20 protein-coding genes are annotated in these 15,921 nt (G+C 60.0%); 13 read left to right on the forward strand and 7 right to left on the reverse strand.

Annotation, left to right across the window (positions count from 1 at the left end; genetic code table 11):
- Positions 1 to 9 precede the first annotated feature (9 nt).
- A complete protein-coding gene (locus AC2A6O_RS10765; protein ID WP_498926879.1) occupies positions 10 to 372 on the forward strand; it encodes an endonuclease domain-containing protein in 363 nt (120 codons plus the stop codon).
- A gap of 224 nt (positions 373 to 596) precedes the next feature.
- Here the strand turns inward: AC2A6O_RS10765 and AC2A6O_RS10770 are convergent, their stop codons facing one another.
- Together AC2A6O_RS10770 and AC2A6O_RS10775 are read right to left on the reverse strand one after the other, a co-directional pair.
- On the reverse strand, positions 597 to 1,514 hold the full coding sequence (locus AC2A6O_RS10770) for a methylated-DNA--[protein]-cysteine S-methyltransferase (RefSeq protein WP_498926881.1): 918 nt from the start codon (positions 1,512 to 1,514) through the stop codon (positions 597 to 599).
- A 159-nt stretch (positions 1,515 to 1,673) separates the two neighbouring features.
- Positions 1,674 to 2,135 carry an Lrp/AsnC family transcriptional regulator gene (locus AC2A6O_RS10775; RefSeq protein WP_498926883.1) on the reverse strand — a complete coding sequence of 154 codons (462 nt, stop codon included), beginning with the start codon at positions 2,133 to 2,135 and terminating at the stop codon, positions 1,674 to 1,676.
- 130 nt (positions 2,136 to 2,265) lie between these two features.
- On the opposite strand from AC2A6O_RS10775, the gene rocF reads away from it, so the two are divergent.
- The 3 genes from rocF (at position 2,266) to AC2A6O_RS10790 (ending at position 5,127) form a co-directional block, all read left to right on the forward strand.
- Positions 2,266 to 3,207, forward strand: a complete 942-nt coding sequence (gene rocF, locus AC2A6O_RS10780; RefSeq protein WP_498926885.1) for an arginase — start codon at positions 2,266 to 2,268, stop codon at positions 3,205 to 3,207.
- Between the two features lie 11 nt (positions 3,208 to 3,218).
- On the forward strand, positions 3,219 to 4,304 hold the full coding sequence (ocd, locus tag AC2A6O_RS10785; RefSeq protein ID WP_498926887.1) for an ornithine cyclodeaminase: 1,086 nt from the start codon (positions 3,219 to 3,221) through the stop codon (positions 4,302 to 4,304).
- A 271-nt stretch (positions 4,305 to 4,575) separates the two neighbouring features.
- Entirely contained in the window at positions 4,576 to 5,127 is a 552-nt protein-coding gene (locus AC2A6O_RS10790; RefSeq protein WP_498926889.1) for a hypothetical protein, read from the forward strand.
- Here the strand turns inward: AC2A6O_RS10790 and pyrF are convergent.
- Both pyrF and AC2A6O_RS10800 read right to left on the reverse strand, forming a co-directional pair.
- Positions 5,071 to 5,862: an orotidine-5'-phosphate decarboxylase gene (gene pyrF / locus AC2A6O_RS10795; protein WP_498926891.1), complete on the reverse strand. Its 792-nt coding sequence runs from the start codon at positions 5,860 to 5,862 to the stop codon at positions 5,071 to 5,073. The two genes, AC2A6O_RS10790 and pyrF, sit on opposite strands and share 57 nt — an antisense overlap.
- Positions 5,863 to 5,926: 64 nt before the next feature.
- Positions 5,927 to 6,775, reverse strand: coding sequence for an SDR family NAD(P)-dependent oxidoreductase (locus AC2A6O_RS10800; protein WP_498926893.1), 849 nt, complete (start codon positions 6,773 to 6,775; stop codon positions 5,927 to 5,929).
- A 176-nt stretch (positions 6,776 to 6,951) separates the two neighbouring features.
- Here AC2A6O_RS10800 and hisB point away from each other — a divergent pair, with 176 nt between their 5' ends.
- The 8 genes from hisB to coaA are packed head-to-tail and all read left to right on the forward strand — an operon-like array spanning position 6,952 to position 11,927.
- The gene (gene hisB, locus AC2A6O_RS10805; protein ID WP_498926895.1) at positions 6,952 to 7,545 is read left to right on the forward strand and encodes an imidazoleglycerol-phosphate dehydratase HisB; all 594 of its coding nucleotides are present in this window, start codon (positions 6,952 to 6,954) and stop codon (positions 7,543 to 7,545) included.
- Positions 7,546 to 7,560: 15 nt separating this feature from the next.
- Entirely contained in the window at positions 7,561 to 8,064 is a 504-nt protein-coding gene (locus tag AC2A6O_RS10810; RefSeq protein ID WP_498926897.1) for a DUF2628 domain-containing protein, read from the forward strand.
- Positions 8,061 to 8,714, forward strand: a complete 654-nt coding sequence (gene hisH, locus AC2A6O_RS10815) for an imidazole glycerol phosphate synthase subunit HisH (RefSeq protein ID WP_498926899.1) — start codon at positions 8,061 to 8,063, stop codon at positions 8,712 to 8,714. Before AC2A6O_RS10810 ends, hisH begins: the two co-directional genes overlap by 4 nt.
- A gap of 25 nt (positions 8,715 to 8,739) precedes the next feature.
- Complete coding sequence (locus AC2A6O_RS10820; RefSeq protein ID WP_148583294.1) at positions 8,740 to 9,027, forward strand: DUF1330 domain-containing protein; 288 nt, start codon at positions 8,740 to 8,742, stop codon at positions 9,025 to 9,027.
- 6 nt (positions 9,028 to 9,033) lie between these two features.
- Complete coding sequence (hisA, locus tag AC2A6O_RS10825) at positions 9,034 to 9,777, forward strand: 1-(5-phosphoribosyl)-5-[(5-phosphoribosylamino)methylideneamino]imidazole-4-carboxamide isomerase (protein WP_498926901.1); 744 nt, start codon at positions 9,034 to 9,036, stop codon at positions 9,775 to 9,777.
- Entirely contained in the window at positions 9,774 to 10,553 is a 780-nt protein-coding gene (gene hisF, locus AC2A6O_RS10830; RefSeq protein WP_148583293.1) for an imidazole glycerol phosphate synthase subunit HisF, read from the forward strand. The genes hisA and hisF overlap by 4 nt, the downstream gene beginning before the upstream one ends.
- Before the next feature lie 24 nt (positions 10,554 to 10,577).
- Positions 10,578 to 10,901: a phosphoribosyl-ATP diphosphatase gene (locus AC2A6O_RS10835; RefSeq protein ID WP_148583292.1), complete on the forward strand. Its 324-nt coding sequence runs from the start codon at positions 10,578 to 10,580 to the stop codon at positions 10,899 to 10,901.
- 60 nt (positions 10,902 to 10,961) lie between these two features.
- Positions 10,962 to 11,927 carry a type I pantothenate kinase gene (gene coaA, locus AC2A6O_RS10840; protein ID WP_148583291.1) on the forward strand — a complete coding sequence of 322 codons (966 nt, stop codon included), beginning with the start codon at positions 10,962 to 10,964 and terminating at the stop codon, positions 11,925 to 11,927.
- A 51-nt stretch (positions 11,928 to 11,978) separates the two neighbouring features.
- Here the strand turns inward: coaA and AC2A6O_RS10845 are convergent, their stop codons facing one another.
- Together AC2A6O_RS10845 and AC2A6O_RS10850 are read right to left on the reverse strand one after the other, a co-directional pair.
- Complete coding sequence (locus AC2A6O_RS10845) at positions 11,979 to 12,803, reverse strand: alpha/beta fold hydrolase (RefSeq protein WP_498926904.1); 825 nt, start codon at positions 12,801 to 12,803, stop codon at positions 11,979 to 11,981.
- A gap of 180 nt (positions 12,804 to 12,983) precedes the next feature.
- Positions 12,984 to 13,382, reverse strand: a complete 399-nt coding sequence (locus AC2A6O_RS10850; RefSeq protein WP_498926906.1) for a RidA family protein — start codon at positions 13,380 to 13,382, stop codon at positions 12,984 to 12,986.
- A 168-nt stretch (positions 13,383 to 13,550) separates the two neighbouring features.
- Here AC2A6O_RS10850 and AC2A6O_RS10855 point away from each other — a divergent pair, with 168 nt between their 5' ends.
- Entirely contained in the window at positions 13,551 to 14,129 is a 579-nt protein-coding gene (locus AC2A6O_RS10855) for a TetR/AcrR family transcriptional regulator (protein WP_205513905.1), read from the forward strand.
- A 77-nt stretch (positions 14,130 to 14,206) separates the two neighbouring features.
- Here the strand turns inward: AC2A6O_RS10855 and AC2A6O_RS10860 are convergent, their stop codons facing one another.
- Positions 14,207 to 15,895, reverse strand: a complete 1,689-nt coding sequence (locus tag AC2A6O_RS10860) for a methyl-accepting chemotaxis protein (RefSeq protein ID WP_498926908.1) — start codon at positions 15,893 to 15,895, stop codon at positions 14,207 to 14,209.
- Positions 15,896 to 15,921: the final 26 nt, after the last annotated feature.

Here is a 15,921-nt window from a genome sequence, read left to right on the forward strand (position 1 = left end):
CAGGCAGATTTGGCACCGACACACATCGATGCGAGCACGCGAGAGCTTGCCAGGAAGCTTCGCCTGAACCAAACCAAAGGCGAAAAAGCCTTATGGCGTGCTTTGCGAGAGCTGAAGGCTGACGACATCCACATCCGGCGCCAGGCCCCTATCGGGCCCTATGTGGCCGACTTTGTCGTTTTCTCCCGCAAGCTCGTCATCGAGATTGATGGCGATATTCACGCCTTGCCTGACCAGCAGCAGCATGACGAACGACGCACTGCATGGCTGCGCTCGGAAGGATTCCAGATCCTTCGGTATTCCTCTTTGGAGGTTCATGAGAACCTGGAAGGTGTGGTGCTCGACATTCGGAGATGGCTGGGTCTGGACTGAGTAGGCCGATGTTACGGCTGCGCCGTTTACCCCCATCCCTAACCCTTCCCCACAAGGGGGAAGGGAATCAGGCCTCATCTACCGGAAATTCGATCATTCACGGCCGGGTCTGTTCGATGCTTTTGTGTTCTCGGCGGTATCCCCCTCCCCCTTGTGGGGAGGGGTTAGGGGTGGGGGTCCTACCCTGTTCAAACCGGACACCATCTGCCCACTGGTTCCCCGCCTCAAACACACTCCAGAACCGGTCCCGACAAACCGCTTTCCCAGCCAAGGATGGCGCGTTTGCGGGTGAGGCCCCAGTGGTAGCCGCCGAGTTTGCCGCCCTTGGCGAGCACCCGGTGGCAGGGCACCACGAAAGAGAGTGGATTGCGGCCGACGGCGGTGCCGACGGCGCGGGAGGCTTTCGGATTGCCGAGGCAGGCGGCGACATCGGAATAGGTGGTGGCCTTGCCCATCGGGATCTTCAACAGGGTTTGCCAGACCCTTATTTCGAAATCGGTACCAATCATAACGATGTTGAGTGGCTGGTCCTCTTGCCACTTTTTCGGGTCGAAGACGCGTCTTGCATAGTCGGCCGTGGCGTCCTGGTCCCGGACGAAGGCGGCGGCGGGCCAGCGCTTGCACATGTCTTCCAGAGCGGAGCTTTCCTCACCCGGGTCGGCAAAGCCAAGACCGGCCAGCCCCTTGCTGGTGGCCATCACCAGAACCTGGCCGAAGGGCGAGGGATGAAAGCCATATACGATGGAAAGGCCCGCCCCGCGATTGCGGTAGTCGCCGGGAGTCATGGCTTCATGCGTGACAAACAGATCGTGCAGCCGGCCGGACCCTGACAGGCCGACCTCGTAAGTGGCATCCAGAACACTGGCGGAGTCGCGCAGCAGGGCCTTGGCATGATCTAGCGTGATGGCCTGCAGGAACTGCTTCGGCGTCAGCCCGGCCCAGCGCGAAAATACCCGTTGAAGCTGGATCGGCTGAAGGCCGGCCTCTTTGGCCAGCTGTTCCAGCGTGGGCTGCTCACGCCAGTCTTCGGTGATCCGCTTCAAGGTGCGGCGAACGACGTCATAGTTCCGGGCAGCTTCCTCGCCGACGGAGATCGGCGTCGGTTCGGATGTCAGGCTGGTCAGGTCGAGCGCTTTGGTCATGGCAGTTTCTTCGGTCTGATCTTGAAGTCTGATCCGATCTTAGTCGGTGACCGACACCGGATCGACCCGATTTGCGATCTGCGGCAACATCTCTCGTCATCCGGATAACGCTGCCCAACCGGCTCGTAGCGGAAACGCTCAGACGCCGGGGCCTGCCGTCTAGCCCAAAACGTCCTTGAATTCGCTGGCGGAGACCGCCGGACCCTTGCGGGTTGTCAGAAGCAGGCTTGTCTCGGTGCCGGTAATGCCTTCGATCAGGCGAATGCGGTTGAGCGCATCGTCAAAGGCCACAAGATCACGGGTGGCCACGTCCAGCACCAGGTCCCACTTGCCGTTTGTCGAATGGATCGCGCGAACCTCGGTCATGGCACTGAGCGAGCGGATCACCGGTTCGGTGTTATGGCCGTCCACCACCACCAGCGTTACCGCACGGATGGGCAGGTCGCGCCAGTCGTCGCGCAGGACTGCGGTAAAACCGAGTATTTCTCCAGTTTCGACCAGCTTTTCCATACGCGAGCGCACGGTCGCACGTGAGACTTTCAAATCACCTGCCAATTCGGACACTGATCTTCGCCCATCGTGGCGCAGAAGCGTGATCAACCGAAGATCCAGATCGTCCATCATTCCATTCCGATAAATTGAGATTTCCAAAATGATAAATTTGGCTGCTCTTTTGATCAAGTGTCCGGATTTACTCCGCCGCGGCGTTTCAACACACTTCTGACAGTCGAAATTTTGAGGCAAGCGGAACGTGATCACCGTTGAAAAACAGATAGTCCTGGTCGGAGCGCCGGTGGACGAAGGGGCCGGTCAGCGGGGCTGTCTCATGGGGCCGGACGCCTACCGAACCGCAGGCTTGCAGGATACATTGCGTGAGCTTGGCCATTCGGTGTCAGATCACGGCAATCTGGCGCCGGCGGATGTCGGCGCTCTTACGCCTCCCAACACTGTTTTGCGCAACTACCCTGCCTATGTCGGCTGGACCCGTGCCCTGCACCAAAAGGCTGCGGATCTTGGCGAAAGCCCGGTCGTGCCGATTTATCTCGGCGGCGATCATGCCATGGCGGCCGGCACGGTCTCGGGGCAGGCGAAGGCGGCTGCCGCGCTCGGCCGACCCCTTTTTGTGCTCTGGCTCGATGCCCATTCAGATTTTCACACGCTGGAAAGCACCGCCAGCGGCAATCTGCACGGCACCCCGCTTGCGTTTCTGTGCGGCCTTCCCGGGTTTGACGATCTGCTCGGCGCGCCGCTTGAACACGCGTTAAAACCGCAAAACGTCGAAATTCTGGGTGTCCGCTCCATCGACGATGCGGAGCGAAGCCTGCTTGTCAGTCACGGCGTTGGCGTCAGCGACATGCGCCGGATCGACGAGGAAGGCATCGGTGCCTCGTTGAAACCCTTTTTGGACCGCGTGAGAGCGGAAAACGGCCTGCTGCATGTCAGTCTGGACGTCGATTTCCTGGACCCGTCGATTGCCCCGGCCGTCGGGACCACGGTTCCGGGCGGCGCGACCTTCCGCGAGGCCCATCTGGTGATGGAGATGCTGCATGACAGCGGCCTCGTCACCTCGCTCGACCTGGTCGAGCTCAATCCCTTCCTGGACGAACGCGGAAAAACCGCGCGTCTGATGGTCGAGCTGACCGGCAGCCTGTTCGGCCGCCGGGTCTTCGACCGGCCGACAAGAAGCTTCTAGAGGACCGAACAATGTCTAACAGCCCAATCGATCTCCTGCCGTCCGACCTGGCCTATGTGCCGTTTGTCAGCGTCGACAACATGATGCGCAATGTTCGCGCCATTGGCGTTGAAACCTTCATGCGCGGCATTGCCGGCTATATCGAGCAGGATTTCCTGCGTTGGGAAAGCTTCGACAAGAAGCCGCGCATACCGGCGCATGCACCCCAGGGCGTGATCGAGCTGATGCCGACCAGCGACGGCAAGACCTTCGGCTTCAAATATGTCAACGGCCACCCGGGCAACACCCGGGATGGTCTGCAGACCGTCACGGGTTTCGGTGTTCTGTCGAACCTGATGACCGGATATCCAATGCTGTTCACTGAGATGACCATTCTGACCGCGCTGCGCACGGCAGCCAATTCGGCACTTGCCGCCAAATACCTGGCGCCCAAAGGCTCCACCACAATGGCGATCATCGGCAATGGCGCACAGTCGGATTTCCAGTGCCTTGCCTTCAAGGAAATGCTCGGCATCACCGAGATCCGTGCCTACGACATTGATAGTGCAGCCAGCTTGCGGCTTGCCCGCAACCTTGCCAGTTCGGATCTCAACGTGACCATCTGCAAGACGCCGGAGGATGCGATCGAGGGTGCGCAGATCATCACCACGGTCACGGCGGACAAGAAATCTGCGACGATCCTGACCGACAACATGATCGGTACCGGCGTACATATCAACGCGGTCGGCGGCGACTGCCCGGGCAAGACCGAACTGCACCGAGACATCCTTCTGCGGTCGGATATTTTTGTCGAATTCCCGGATCAGACCCACATCGAAGGCGAATTCCAGCAGCTGGACCGCGATCATCCGGTCACCGAACTCTGGCAGGTCTATGCCGGCAAGGCGGAAGGTCGCACATCGCAGGACCAGATAACGCTCTTCGACAGCGTCGGCTTTGCCGTCGAGGACTTTGCCGCCCTGCGCTATGTCCACGATCTGTTGCCGAAAACAGGCTACTTCGAGAAGCTCGACCTGCTGGCGGATCCGGACGACCCGCGCGATCTTTACGGCATGGTCCTTCGGTCTGCCGCCAATGGAGACCATCAAGCAGCGTGAGACGAACTCACGTGATTCAAGAAAACTGGACCACCGCTTCGGCGGTGGTTTTTTTTGCCTGGCGATGCGATTGCCCCCACCCCTACCTCTGTCCGTGGTGACTTTGGGAGGTGATCTGGCAAGCGCAGCTGATGAGGATGTCGCTCATAGCCGAATGCGAAGGGTCAGGGCCCTTCAGGACAGAGGCTCAATAATCACGGATGCATCGGGGACGTATTTTAAGGTTTTCCGTGTTGAGTGAGCGCCAACTTACCTTTTCGAGGGCTTTCTCATGATATTCAGAATTTTGACCGGCCTCGGTCTCGGCCTGTTTGCCGCTTCCGCAGTTCAGGCCGAGCAGCAGTATTTTTCCTACAAGGACTGGAACGCCCAGATCGAGGCGGTCGATACCGGTGAGGATCTTCGGATCACCTGCTCCATGTGGACCGGTGGCGACGGCCTGCCCACCGTCGGGTTTTCCATTTCCAATGGCGATGCATTGCCGCCGGATATGTTTCCGGGGGTTCAGCTGACCGAGCGCGCCATCCGGGGGCATGCCACGGTTCTTCAGAACGATCAGAAGGTCAACTTCGTCTTTGATGACGGCGACAGCGCGCAGGCAACGGTCGACGCGGGTTACGACGAAGACGGTTTCGCCTTCGCCCATACCAATTTCCCGCTCGAGGACAATCAGCGTGTGCTTCAGGCCATGCAGCGGAACGGGCAGATCGATATCGTCGGGCCAAAAGGGACTGTCTACACCGCGTCCCTGAGCGGATTTACCGCGTCATATCGAAAAATTGCCGAAGGATGCGGTTTTCCGGTGACTGGTGTCATCGATTAGCGGTGGCAGGGTCAGCCCCGCTTCTATCTCGGCAACCACTGCATCGGCCGCAGCTCCCGGATCTTCGGCGCGGCTGATCGGGCGGCCGACCACTAGGTAGTCGCTGCCGGCATGAATGGCATCGGCGGGGGTCATGACCCGGCGCTGGTCACCGGCGTCGCTGCCGGAAGGACGGATGCCGGGGGTGACGATTACAAGCTCGTCTCCAAGAATGGTGCGCAGCTTCAAGGCTTCGGTGGCGGCACAGACAATGCCGCCCATGCCCGCGTCACGGGCGTCGCGCGCGCGGGTTTCCACCACATCGGCAATCGGGCCGCGATATCCTGCGTCCATCAGATCCTGCTCGTCCATGGAGGTCAGAACCGTTACACCGAGCAGGCACAGGTCGGGATTGCCCTCTTCCCGCAGGCCCTTCACGGCGGCGCGCATGGTTTTCGGATACCCATGCAGGGTCATGAACGTCATGCCCATCTTGGCGACGTTGCGCACGGCTTTCTCGATTGTGTTGTCGATGTCGTGCAGTTTTACGTCGAGAAAGATCTTCTTGCCGTCGCGCGCCAGGTCCCGGGCGAATTCCAGCCCGCCGGCGAATTGCAGCTCCATGCCGATCTTGTAGACACCGACCTTGCCTTCGGTCTGCTTCACCAGTTTCTCGGCATCGGCAACCGTTGGCACGTCCACGGGCAGCATCAGACGGTCCAGAGCGGTTTTCGGGGCGAACGGGCTGGTCGGCATGGGCAGATCCTCGATTTTGGGGCAGGTGTCAGTGCATAGCACCATGGATCGCCCAGCGCCAGAACTACACCTTGCCTGTGCGCTCGAATTCCGCGAAGGCGTCCTTGTAGTCGTCATGCCAGCGCGACAGCGCCGGCCGGTTCTCGATGATATCGCCGATGGCCCATTCTGCCCGGCGCTTGTCCCTGGTGGTGTCGACATCATTGTCCGGGCACAGAATGTAGAAGTCGCCAGCCGACATCCGCTCGATGAAATAATCGACGGTCTGTTCGCTGGTCCAGGCCGCAGCCGGTTTTTCCGGAAAATAACCAGCGGTCATGCCGGTATAGGTGAAGCCCGGTACGAAAAGATGCACGGAAATGGGCGCATCGGTCTGGCGCAGCTCGTGGGCCAGCTGTTCGCTGAGCACCTTTACCGCCGCCTTGGTGGTGTTGTAGCCGGGGTTGCCCGGCGGTGTCGTGATGCCCTGTTTCGAGCCGGTATTGACGATGACCGCCGGTCGGGCAGCCTCGATCAGGCGCGGTGTGAAGGCATGGACACCGCGCAGGACGCCGTAGAAGTTGATGTCCATCAGCCGGACCCAGTTGTCTAAGTCCTGCCAGGCGGATGTCGGCAGGCTGATGCCGGCGTTGTTCATCAAAACCGAGACGGGTCCCGTTTCAAAAGCCTTGTCGGCCAGGGCCTGGACCTGCTCCATGTCGCCGACATCAGTCGGAACCGCGAGAATATCAACACCGACCGTGCTGGCGGCGCGAACCTTTTCGGTTGCCTCTTCCAGCTCAGCACCGGGAAGATCGGCAAGGATCACGCCCAGTCCCGCCTGGGCGAAGCGTGTGGCGGCGGCAAGTCCGACACCGCTGGCTGCGCCGGTCACGACGGCAATCCCGCCTTCCGAAATGGCTTTATTGTACATAATGGATTTCCCCCAAAGTGAATTTCAGGAACCTGCAGATAGGCTGACGCCGATTTGCTTGTCCGCACGATAGACCGGCCGCAGAACCCTTTCACTATGAAACCGCTATTTTCTTAGGCGGTTCAGGCTGCTACAACACCGCGGTTCTTCTTTCCCACTGCACGGGGCATCAGCACATGCGCACTGCGAGTGTATCGCGCGACACCAAGGAAACCCGCATCTCGGTCGAGATCAACCTGGACGGTACGGGCACTTACGACGTCAAGACCGGTATCGGGTTCTTCGACCATATGCTGGAGCAACTGTCGCGACATTCGCTGATCGATATCAAGGCGCGCGCCGATGGCGACACCCATATCGACTTTCACCATACGGTCGAGGACACCGGCATCGCGCTGGGCCAGGCGCTTTCCAAGGCTCTGGGCGACATGGCGGGCATCACCCGCTACGCCGACACCCACCTTGCCATGGACGAAGCGCTGACCCGCTGCGCGCTGGATGTCTCCGGCCGTCCGTTCCTTGTTTGGGACGTCACCTTCGACCGGGACAAGATCGGTGATTTCGACACGGAGCTGTTCGAGGAGTTTTTCCGGGCCTTCGCGATGAATTCCGGGATCACTCTTCATATCGCCAATCTTTATGGCTCCAATTGCCATCACATTGCCGAAACCTGCTTCAAGGCGGTTGCGCGTTCGTTGCGCAAGGCGATGGAGATTGACCCGCGGCAGGCAAACCGCATTCCGACCACCAAGGGCCAGCTCGGCGGCTAGGGCAGGAAACGGCGCATGAGCACATATGTTGTGATGGCTCCGCCAGAGTTTGAGGATTTGGCTGGCGATCCACGCCAGACCGACCGGCTTGCCTTCATTCCGGACGGCTTCTCGACGCTTGCGTTCCTGTTTGCCGTCATCTGGCTGCTGGTCAACCGCATGTGGCTGGTGCTGCTCGGCTATCTTGTCGCGACGCTGGCAATCGAAATCCTGGCATTGTCCGTCAGTCAGGAAGCCATGACGGTTGTCGCTCTTTTCACCTCTATCCTGTTCGGTCTGGAAGCCCAGGCGCTGCGCCGCTGGTCGCTGGCGCGCAAGGGCTGGCGTGTTGTCGGTATCGTCGACGCGCTCAACAAGTCCGAAGCCGAACTTCGTTTTCTCCATAAGGCGGCGGACAAGGTTTTGCCGCCCAGACCCCAAATCGACCGGCAACAGCGCCCCGCCTCCCAACCGATCATCCCAAGGGTCGGCAGCGAGCAGGTGGTGGGCCTGACCCTCGGTCCGGAGACCCGTCAATGACAATTGCGATTATCGATTATGGCTCGGGCAATCTGCGCTCGGCCGAAAAGGCGTTCGAGCGCGCGGCCCGCGCCCACGCCCACACGCCCGATGTGATCGTCACGTCCGACCCGGAAAGGGTTCTGAAGGCTGACCGTGTGGTGCTGCCGGGCGTCGGCGCCTTTGCCGACTGCAAGCGCGGCCTGTGGGCCGTCGAAGGCATGCCCGAAGCGCTGGAGCAGGCCGTGCGCAAGGACGGCAAGCCGTTCTTCGGAATCTGCGTTGGCATGCAGCTCATGGCGAGCCGCGGATTGGAATTCGAGACCATTGAAGGCCTTGGCTGGGTCGAAGGCGACGTCACCGCCATGGAACCGGCCGACAAGACGCTGAAGATCCCGCACATGGGCTGGAACACCATCAATGTTCGCCCGGAAAGCCACCCGGTGTTCAAGGGCCTGGAAACCGGGCCGGATGGCCTGCATGCCTATTTCGTGCACTCTTTCCACTTTGCCTGCGCCCGGACGGAAGACCGTCTGGCGACGTTCGACTATGCCGGCACCTTCACCGCCATGGTGGCGAAGGACAACATGATCGGTACCCAGTTCCACCCGGAAAAAAGCCAGCGGCTCGGTCTTGAGCTGATTGCCAATTTCCTGGACTGGACCCCTTGAAACCAGAAGCGCCTGGGAGGCCAAAATGAGCAAAGGTTACTGGATCGCCCGTGTCGACGTGCACGACGCCGACGGATATCCGGCATACGTGGAAACGGCAAAGCCCGCTTTCGAGCGGTTCGGCGCCAACTTCCTGGCCCGCGGCGGCAAGACCAATGCCATTGAAGGGCCCGGTCGGGCCCGCAACGTCATCATCGAATTTCCGAGCTTCCAGCACGCGGTGGATTGCTATAATTCGCCCGAATATCAGGAAGCGGTGAAAATCCGCCAGAAAGTAGCCGATGGCGAAATCGTCATCGTTGAAGGAAATTAAAGCGACATGATCCTCTTTCCCGCCATCGATCTGAAGGATGGCCAGTGCGTTCGCCTGAAATTGGGCGACATGGACCAGGCAACCGTGTTCAACGACAACCCGGGTGCGCAAGCCCGGGCGTTCGAGGACCAGGGCTTTGAATGGCTCCATGTGGTCGATCTCAACGGCGCCTTTGCCGGCGAGAGCGTCAACGGCGCGGCTGTCGATGCCATTCTGGGGGCAACGAAGAACCCGGTGCAGCTGGGTGGCGGGATCAGGACGCTGGATCATATCGAAACCTGGCTGGACAAGGGCATCAGCCGCGTCATTCTGGGCACGATTGCCGTGCGCGATCCCGAGCTGGTGAAGGAAGCCTGCCGCAAGTTCCCGGGCAAGATTGCCGTCGGTATCGACGCCAAGGGCGGCTATGTCGCTGTCGAGGGCTGGGCGGAAACGTCCGAACTGACTGCCGTCGACCTGGCCAGACAGTTCGAGGACGCAGGCGTTGCGGCGATCATCTACACCGATATCGACCGGGACGGCGTCCTGAAGGGCCTCAACATTCCCTCGACCCTGGAACTTGCCCGGGCCGTCTCCATTCCGGTCATCGCTTCCGGTGGGCTTGCGTCGATTGACGACATCCACCGCCTGCTGAAGCCCGACTGCGCTATCCTGGAAGGCGCGATCTCCGGACGGGCGCTTTATGATGGCCGTCTCGATCCGAAAGAAGCCATGGATCTGATCCAGGCTGCGCGGAGCAAAGCATCATGACCCTGAAAGCCCGTGTCATTCCCTGTCTCGACGTCAAGGACGGCCGTGTCGTCAAGGGCGTCAACTTCGTCGATCTGGTCGATGCCGGTGATCCGGTGGAAGCTGCCAAGGCCTATGACGCGGCCGGTGCGGACGAACTCTGCTTTCTGGACATCACGGCCAGCCACGAGGGCCGGGACACGATCTACGACGTTGTCCGGCGCACGGCGGAGGCCTGTTTCATGCCGGTGACCGTCGGCGGCGGCGTGCGCACCGTGGAAGACATCCGCAAACTGCTGATCGCCGGGGCCGACAAGGTGTCGATCAACACGGCAGCTGTCACCAATCCGGATTTCGTGCGCGAAGCGGCGGAAAAATTCGGGGCGCAGTGCATCGTCGTCTCCATCGACGCCAAGCAGGTCAACGCGCCGGGCGAACCGGAAAAATTCGAGATCTTCACCCATGGCGGCCGCAACGCCACTGGCATCGACGCGGTCGAATTCGCCAGAAAGGTGGTTGATCTTGGCGCTGGTGAGCTGCTGGTCACCTCGATGGACCGGGATGGTACAAAATCCGGCTACAACATCGCCCTCACCCGGGCGATTGCCGATGCAGTGCCTGTGCCCGTGATTGCTTCGGGCGGTGTCGGCAATCTGGATCACATGGTTGAAGGCATCCGCGATGGTCACGCAACCGCCGTCCTGGCTGCCTCGATCTTCCACTTTGGCGAACACACCATTCAGGAAGCCAAGCACTTCATGAACGACGCTGGCGTACCGATGCGCCTCGACGCCTGAAACGGCCTCAAGGGAACTAGCCGAATGACCGACTTCACTTTGGAAGATCTGGACGCCATTATTGCTGCACGTGCGAATAGCGCGGACGAAAAGTCCTACACGCGCAAGCTCGTCAACAAGGGCGTTGCCAAATGCGCCCAGAAGCTGGGGGAGGAAGCGGTTGAGGCGGCGATTGCCGCCGTTCAGAAGGACCGGCAGGAGTTGACGGCCGAGGCCGCCGATGTGCTTTATCACCTGTTGGTGGTTCTCAACGTCTCCAATGTTCCCTTAGGGGATGTTATGAAGGAGCTTGCGAGCCGTACGGGTCAAACCGGACTGGAAGAAAAAGCGTCCCGGCCTCAGGAATAACCAGGGTTACTCGCCCTGTCCCGGATCCGGCGTCAGCCGCGCAGCAGGAACTGCGAAGTTATGGATCAGAAAGTCGCCACGGCCCTGGACATGGATCTGTCCCCGTACCAGGTGTTCACCGAGCGCGAGTGGGCAAGACTGCGTGCGGACACGCCCATGACGCTGGATGCGCGTGAAGTGGCACAGTTGCAGGGCCTTAACGCGCCGGTCTCCATCGAGCAGGTCGAGACGATCTATCTGCCGCTGTCCCGCCTGCTCGCGTTTTACGCCGAAGCGACGATCAGCATATTCGAGGCAACGCAGAACTTTCTCGGCACCCGCGATGGCAAGACCCCCTTCATTATCGGCGTGGCCGGGTCCGTGTCTGTCGGCAAGTCCACCACCTCGCGTGTTCTGCGTGAGCTTCTGACCCGCTGGCCAGCCAGCCCCAAGGTCGATCTGATCACCACAGACGGCTTTCTTTATCCCAATGCGGTGCTGGAAGCCGAAGGGCTCATGTCCAAGAAGGGGTTTCCGGAAAGCTTCGACAGGCCCCGGTTGCTGAAATTCCTGTCCGACATCAAGGCCGGCAAGCGGTTTGTCCGTGCGCCGGTCTATTCGCACTTCTATTACGACGTCATGCCCAGCCACACGGTTACGGTTGACCGGCCTGATATTCTCATTGTCGAGGGCCTCAACGTCCTGCAGACACGCGAGTTGCCCAAGGACGGGCGCGCGGTGCCGTTTGTCTCGGATTTCTTCGACTTCTCCGTCTATATCGATGCCGACGAAACCCTGCTGCTGAACTGGTATGTCGACCGCTTCATGCACCTGCGGGAGACGGCCTTCCGAGATCCGGGATCCTATTTCCATAAGTACTCAAGGATCACCGATCAGGAGGCGATCACGACCGCCAACCGGATCTGGAATGACATCAACCTGGTCAACCTGCGCGAAAACATCCTGCCGACACGGCCTCGCGCCGACCTGATCCTCACCAAGGATTCCAGCCACAAGATTGCCAAGGTCGCCCTGCGCAAGATCTGACCGCCGCGTGGTGACCAAGAGCAGCGGGCAAGGCGGACCGCCCCGCCTGCATCAGAGGAAGGCTGTCAATTTGCCCAGAACCTGTTCTGGAACCTCGAGTTGCGGCAGGTGGCCCGCGTTTGGCAGTGGTTCGAAGGTTGATCGCGCAATGGCGGCATGCAGAGCCCGACCACGGTCTATCGGGATCCACGGGTCGTCCTCTCCCCACAGGATCTTGACCGGGCAGCGGATATCTCCGTAAAGCGGTTCGATCTCGTTCGTATAGGCTTCGTCCGCCTGCGCAAACTGGCGATAGAAGCTGCCGCGGCCTTCTTCCGTCAGCCAGGGGGCTGCCAGTGCCGCGCGAGCTTCGGTCCCGATTTCATTCACCAGGGCCCCACCGATATAGGCCTCGACAACTGCGCGGTGGATATGCGGTGGCAGCCCGACAAAGGCTTCCACATGGCGGCCGACGTGGTCGAAGAACTCCGACCCCCAGGGGCGGAGCGCAACGACGTTCATCAGGACGTATTTCTCGAAATCACAGCGGTGCAACAGATGCGCCCGCAACGTTGTTGCTCCACCAAAGTCATGAGCCACCACCGAGGGCCGTTCGAGTTGCCAGTGATCGAGCATTTCGGCAAAGACCTTGCCCTGGACGTCGAGGGATGTGCGTTGTTCTGGCGATTTTTCCGACTGGCCGTATCCCGGCATGTCGTACCAGTGAACGTGGAAATTCTTGGAGAGTTCTGGAATGAGCTGATGCCAGGACCAGGACGACCAGGGCCAGCCATGGGCGAGCACCAGAGATGGTCCTTCTCCCGCCCGGCCTGCCTTCACGACACCGGCAGACGTTCGGATTTCTTCGGAAAGGTGCCAGTTCGCGGCATCGCTCATGATCTGGTCTCCATGGTACATGCATTGGCAGATATGCGCTGGAAACAGTCCGCGACCGTCTTCTTGCGCCTTCCGCACGTGGTGGGCCACGTCGCAGCTTGCAACCGCAGAAGGCTATTTGTCTGTCCTGTCCTGGCTTGAGGTTCGAGAAAACCAGGCGGCAAGCCAGCCGAACAGGTGTCAGGCGGTGTCGTGGATACGCGCAATGACCTTGATTTCAAAATCGAAACCGGCCAACCAGTTGACGCCAACAGCTGTCCAGTTCGGATAGGGGGCTTTGTCGAAAACCTCGTCCTTCACCTTCATCAAGCTCTCGAACTGGTTTTCCGGATCGGTGTGAAAGGTCGTGACGTCGACGATATCATCCAGCCCGCAGCCTGCCGCTTTCAGCACGGCTTGCAGGTTTTCAAAGGCAAGGCGCACCTGATTTTCGTAGTTCGGTTCTGGCGTGCCGTCCGCACGGCTGCCGACCTGACCGGATACAAAAAGAAGGTCGCCGGAGCGAAGGGCGGCCGAGTATTTATGCGTGTCATAAAGGGCGTGACGGCCTTCCGGGAAAACGGGTTGGCTTCTGGTCATGTGCTGTCCTTTGAGGGTTTGGCTTCTCTGGGAACCTGGGCTTAACGAGGAGTGGTTATTGAGATACGCTACGTATGTGAATAACTCACATACATGACGTATGTCAATTGGCATACGCGGCGTATGCGAATCTGCGAGGTAGGGATGGCGCCTGGAAAACGAGCCGAAATGATGGAAGAAACGCGGGCAAAGCTGATTGCTGCAGGGCGAAAAGCCTTTGCCGAACAAGGCTATGCAGCTGCGTCCATGGATGAATTGACCGCCTCGGTCGGCCTGACGCGCGGCGCGCTTTACCACAATTTCGGAGACAAGAAAGGCCTGCTACAGGCGGTCGTCAATCAGCTCGATGGTGAAATCGCAGCCGAGGCCAAAGAAGCCGCCAGTCGGCTTGGCGGGAGCGAATGGGAATCGCTCATGGCAGAAGGCATCGCCTATATCGAGATGGCCCTGAAACCCGAAGTGCAACGCATCGTGCTGCTCGACGGACCATCCGTGCTTGGCGATCCGTCCCAGTGGCCAAGCCAGAACCTCTGCCTGCAAACCACAACAAGTGCGCTTGAACGGTTGATCGCCGAAGGTCTCGTAAAACCCGTTGATGCGGAAGCTGCTGCGCGGCTTTTGAACGGAGCTGCCTTCAATGCCGCCCTTTGGATTGCGGCGAGCAATGACCCGCAAGCGGATCTGAAGAAGGTGATCGACGCTTTCAAGGTTCTGGGAGAAGGCCTTTTGACAGCGCCTCCAACCTGACCAGGCACGTTAAGGCAGACGCGAGAAAGGCCCGCAGTCTTGAAAGACCGCGGGCCTTTTAAATGCTGTTTGCCAGCTTAGGCGACGGAACGCTTGCGCACTTCCTGCAGGAAGGTGGCAACCTGATTGCGCAGCATCAAGGCGTTTTCCTTCAGTTGCCGCGCGGAGCTGTCGACCTTTTCCGCGGTATCGCGGGTGTTTTCGGCGGCCGCTGCAACGGTCTCGATGTTTGTTGTCACTTCCACCGTGCTGCGCGACGCTTCAGTCGCATTGCTGGCGATCTCCTGCGTCGCAACACCCTGCTCCTCCACGGAGGACGCGATGGACGAAGCGATTTCGTTCATGTTGTTGATGATTTCCGTAACCGAGGAGATGGCGCTGGCCGCATGGCCGGTCTCGTCCTGGATCGCCGTGATCTGGCTGGAGATTTCCTCGGTCGCCTTGGACGTCTGGGTGGCCAGGTCCTTGACTTCCGCCGCAACGACAGCGAAGCCCCTGCCGGCTTCGCCGGCGCGCGCCGCTTCGATGGTCGCGTTCAGGGCCAGAAGGTTGGTCTGCTCGGCAATTGCCTGGATCAGCGTCACGACTTCACCAATGCGGCTGGCGCTTTCGGAGAGGCCATGCATGCGCTGGTTGGTGGACTGGGCTTCCCCGGCGGCACGGGCTGCAATCTCGCTGGAAGACTGCACCTGACGGCGGATTTCGTTGACCGATGCCGACAGTTCCTCCGCTGCCGCGGCAACTGTCTCCACGTTGTGGGCCGCCTGGGAGGACGCATTGGAAACGCGGCCGCTCTGTTCCATGGTCTGCGCGGAGACACCCGTCATGTCGGCGGAGGCAGACTGCAGGTTCTGCACGGAGCTGTCGATGATGTTGAGCATCTCCATGATCTGACGGTCGAAGTCGCCGCTCAGCTGCTGGATTTCGGCTCCCTTGCGGGCAGCATCTTCCTGGCTGGAATTCTGCTGCTCTTCCATGTCACGACGTGCGGTTTCGTTCCTGACGAAAACTTCCATGGCGCCCGCCATCTGGCCGATTTCGTCGCCGCGGTCTGCACCTTCGACGGTTATGCTGGTGTTGCCTTCGGCGAGCAGGCTCATGTTGTTTGTCAGCGCACGAAGCGGGCGAACCGTGTTGCGAACGGCGACAATCGCGATACCGATTGCAATCAGGGCTCCAGCCAGGGCCAGGGCGATAATCGAAGTGGCCGCACTCCAGTAGGCCGCATCGAGATCGTCAACGTAAACCCCGGTGCCGAGCATCCAGCCCCACGGTTCAAAACCGGATCCCCAGCTATATTTTTCAATGGGGTCTTCGCCGGTCGCGCGCGGCCAGTAATACAGCAGCGACCCGCCGCCGGCCTTGGCATCCTTGATCAGTTCGGCAACGATCTTCACACCCGTCTTGTCGGTGAAGCCCATCATGTTGGTGCCGACAAGCTTTGCGTTCGGATGGACGAGGTTCATGCCCTGGTAGTCATAGGCGAAGACGTAGTTATTGCCTTCGAAGCGGATGGCACCAATGGCCTCCCGGGCTGCGGTCTGAGCCTCTTCGCGGCTCATCTTCCCGCTATCTTCCAGGCCGTGGTAATGGGCGGCGATCGAAACGGCGCTCTCGGTGATCTCCTCAATTTTCTTGAGGCGCTCCGCAAACATAGCCGAATAAAGGCTGTTGAGACTGACCACACAGATCGCGGCTGTGAACAGCAGAATGGTCGCGATCGGGAGGCTGATTTTCCAGGTAATGGGCCAACGGGCGAAGGACATGGTTAAGTGATTCCTATCGAACTCTG

This window comes from Labrenzia sp. ATLA3, assembly GCF_057180185.1.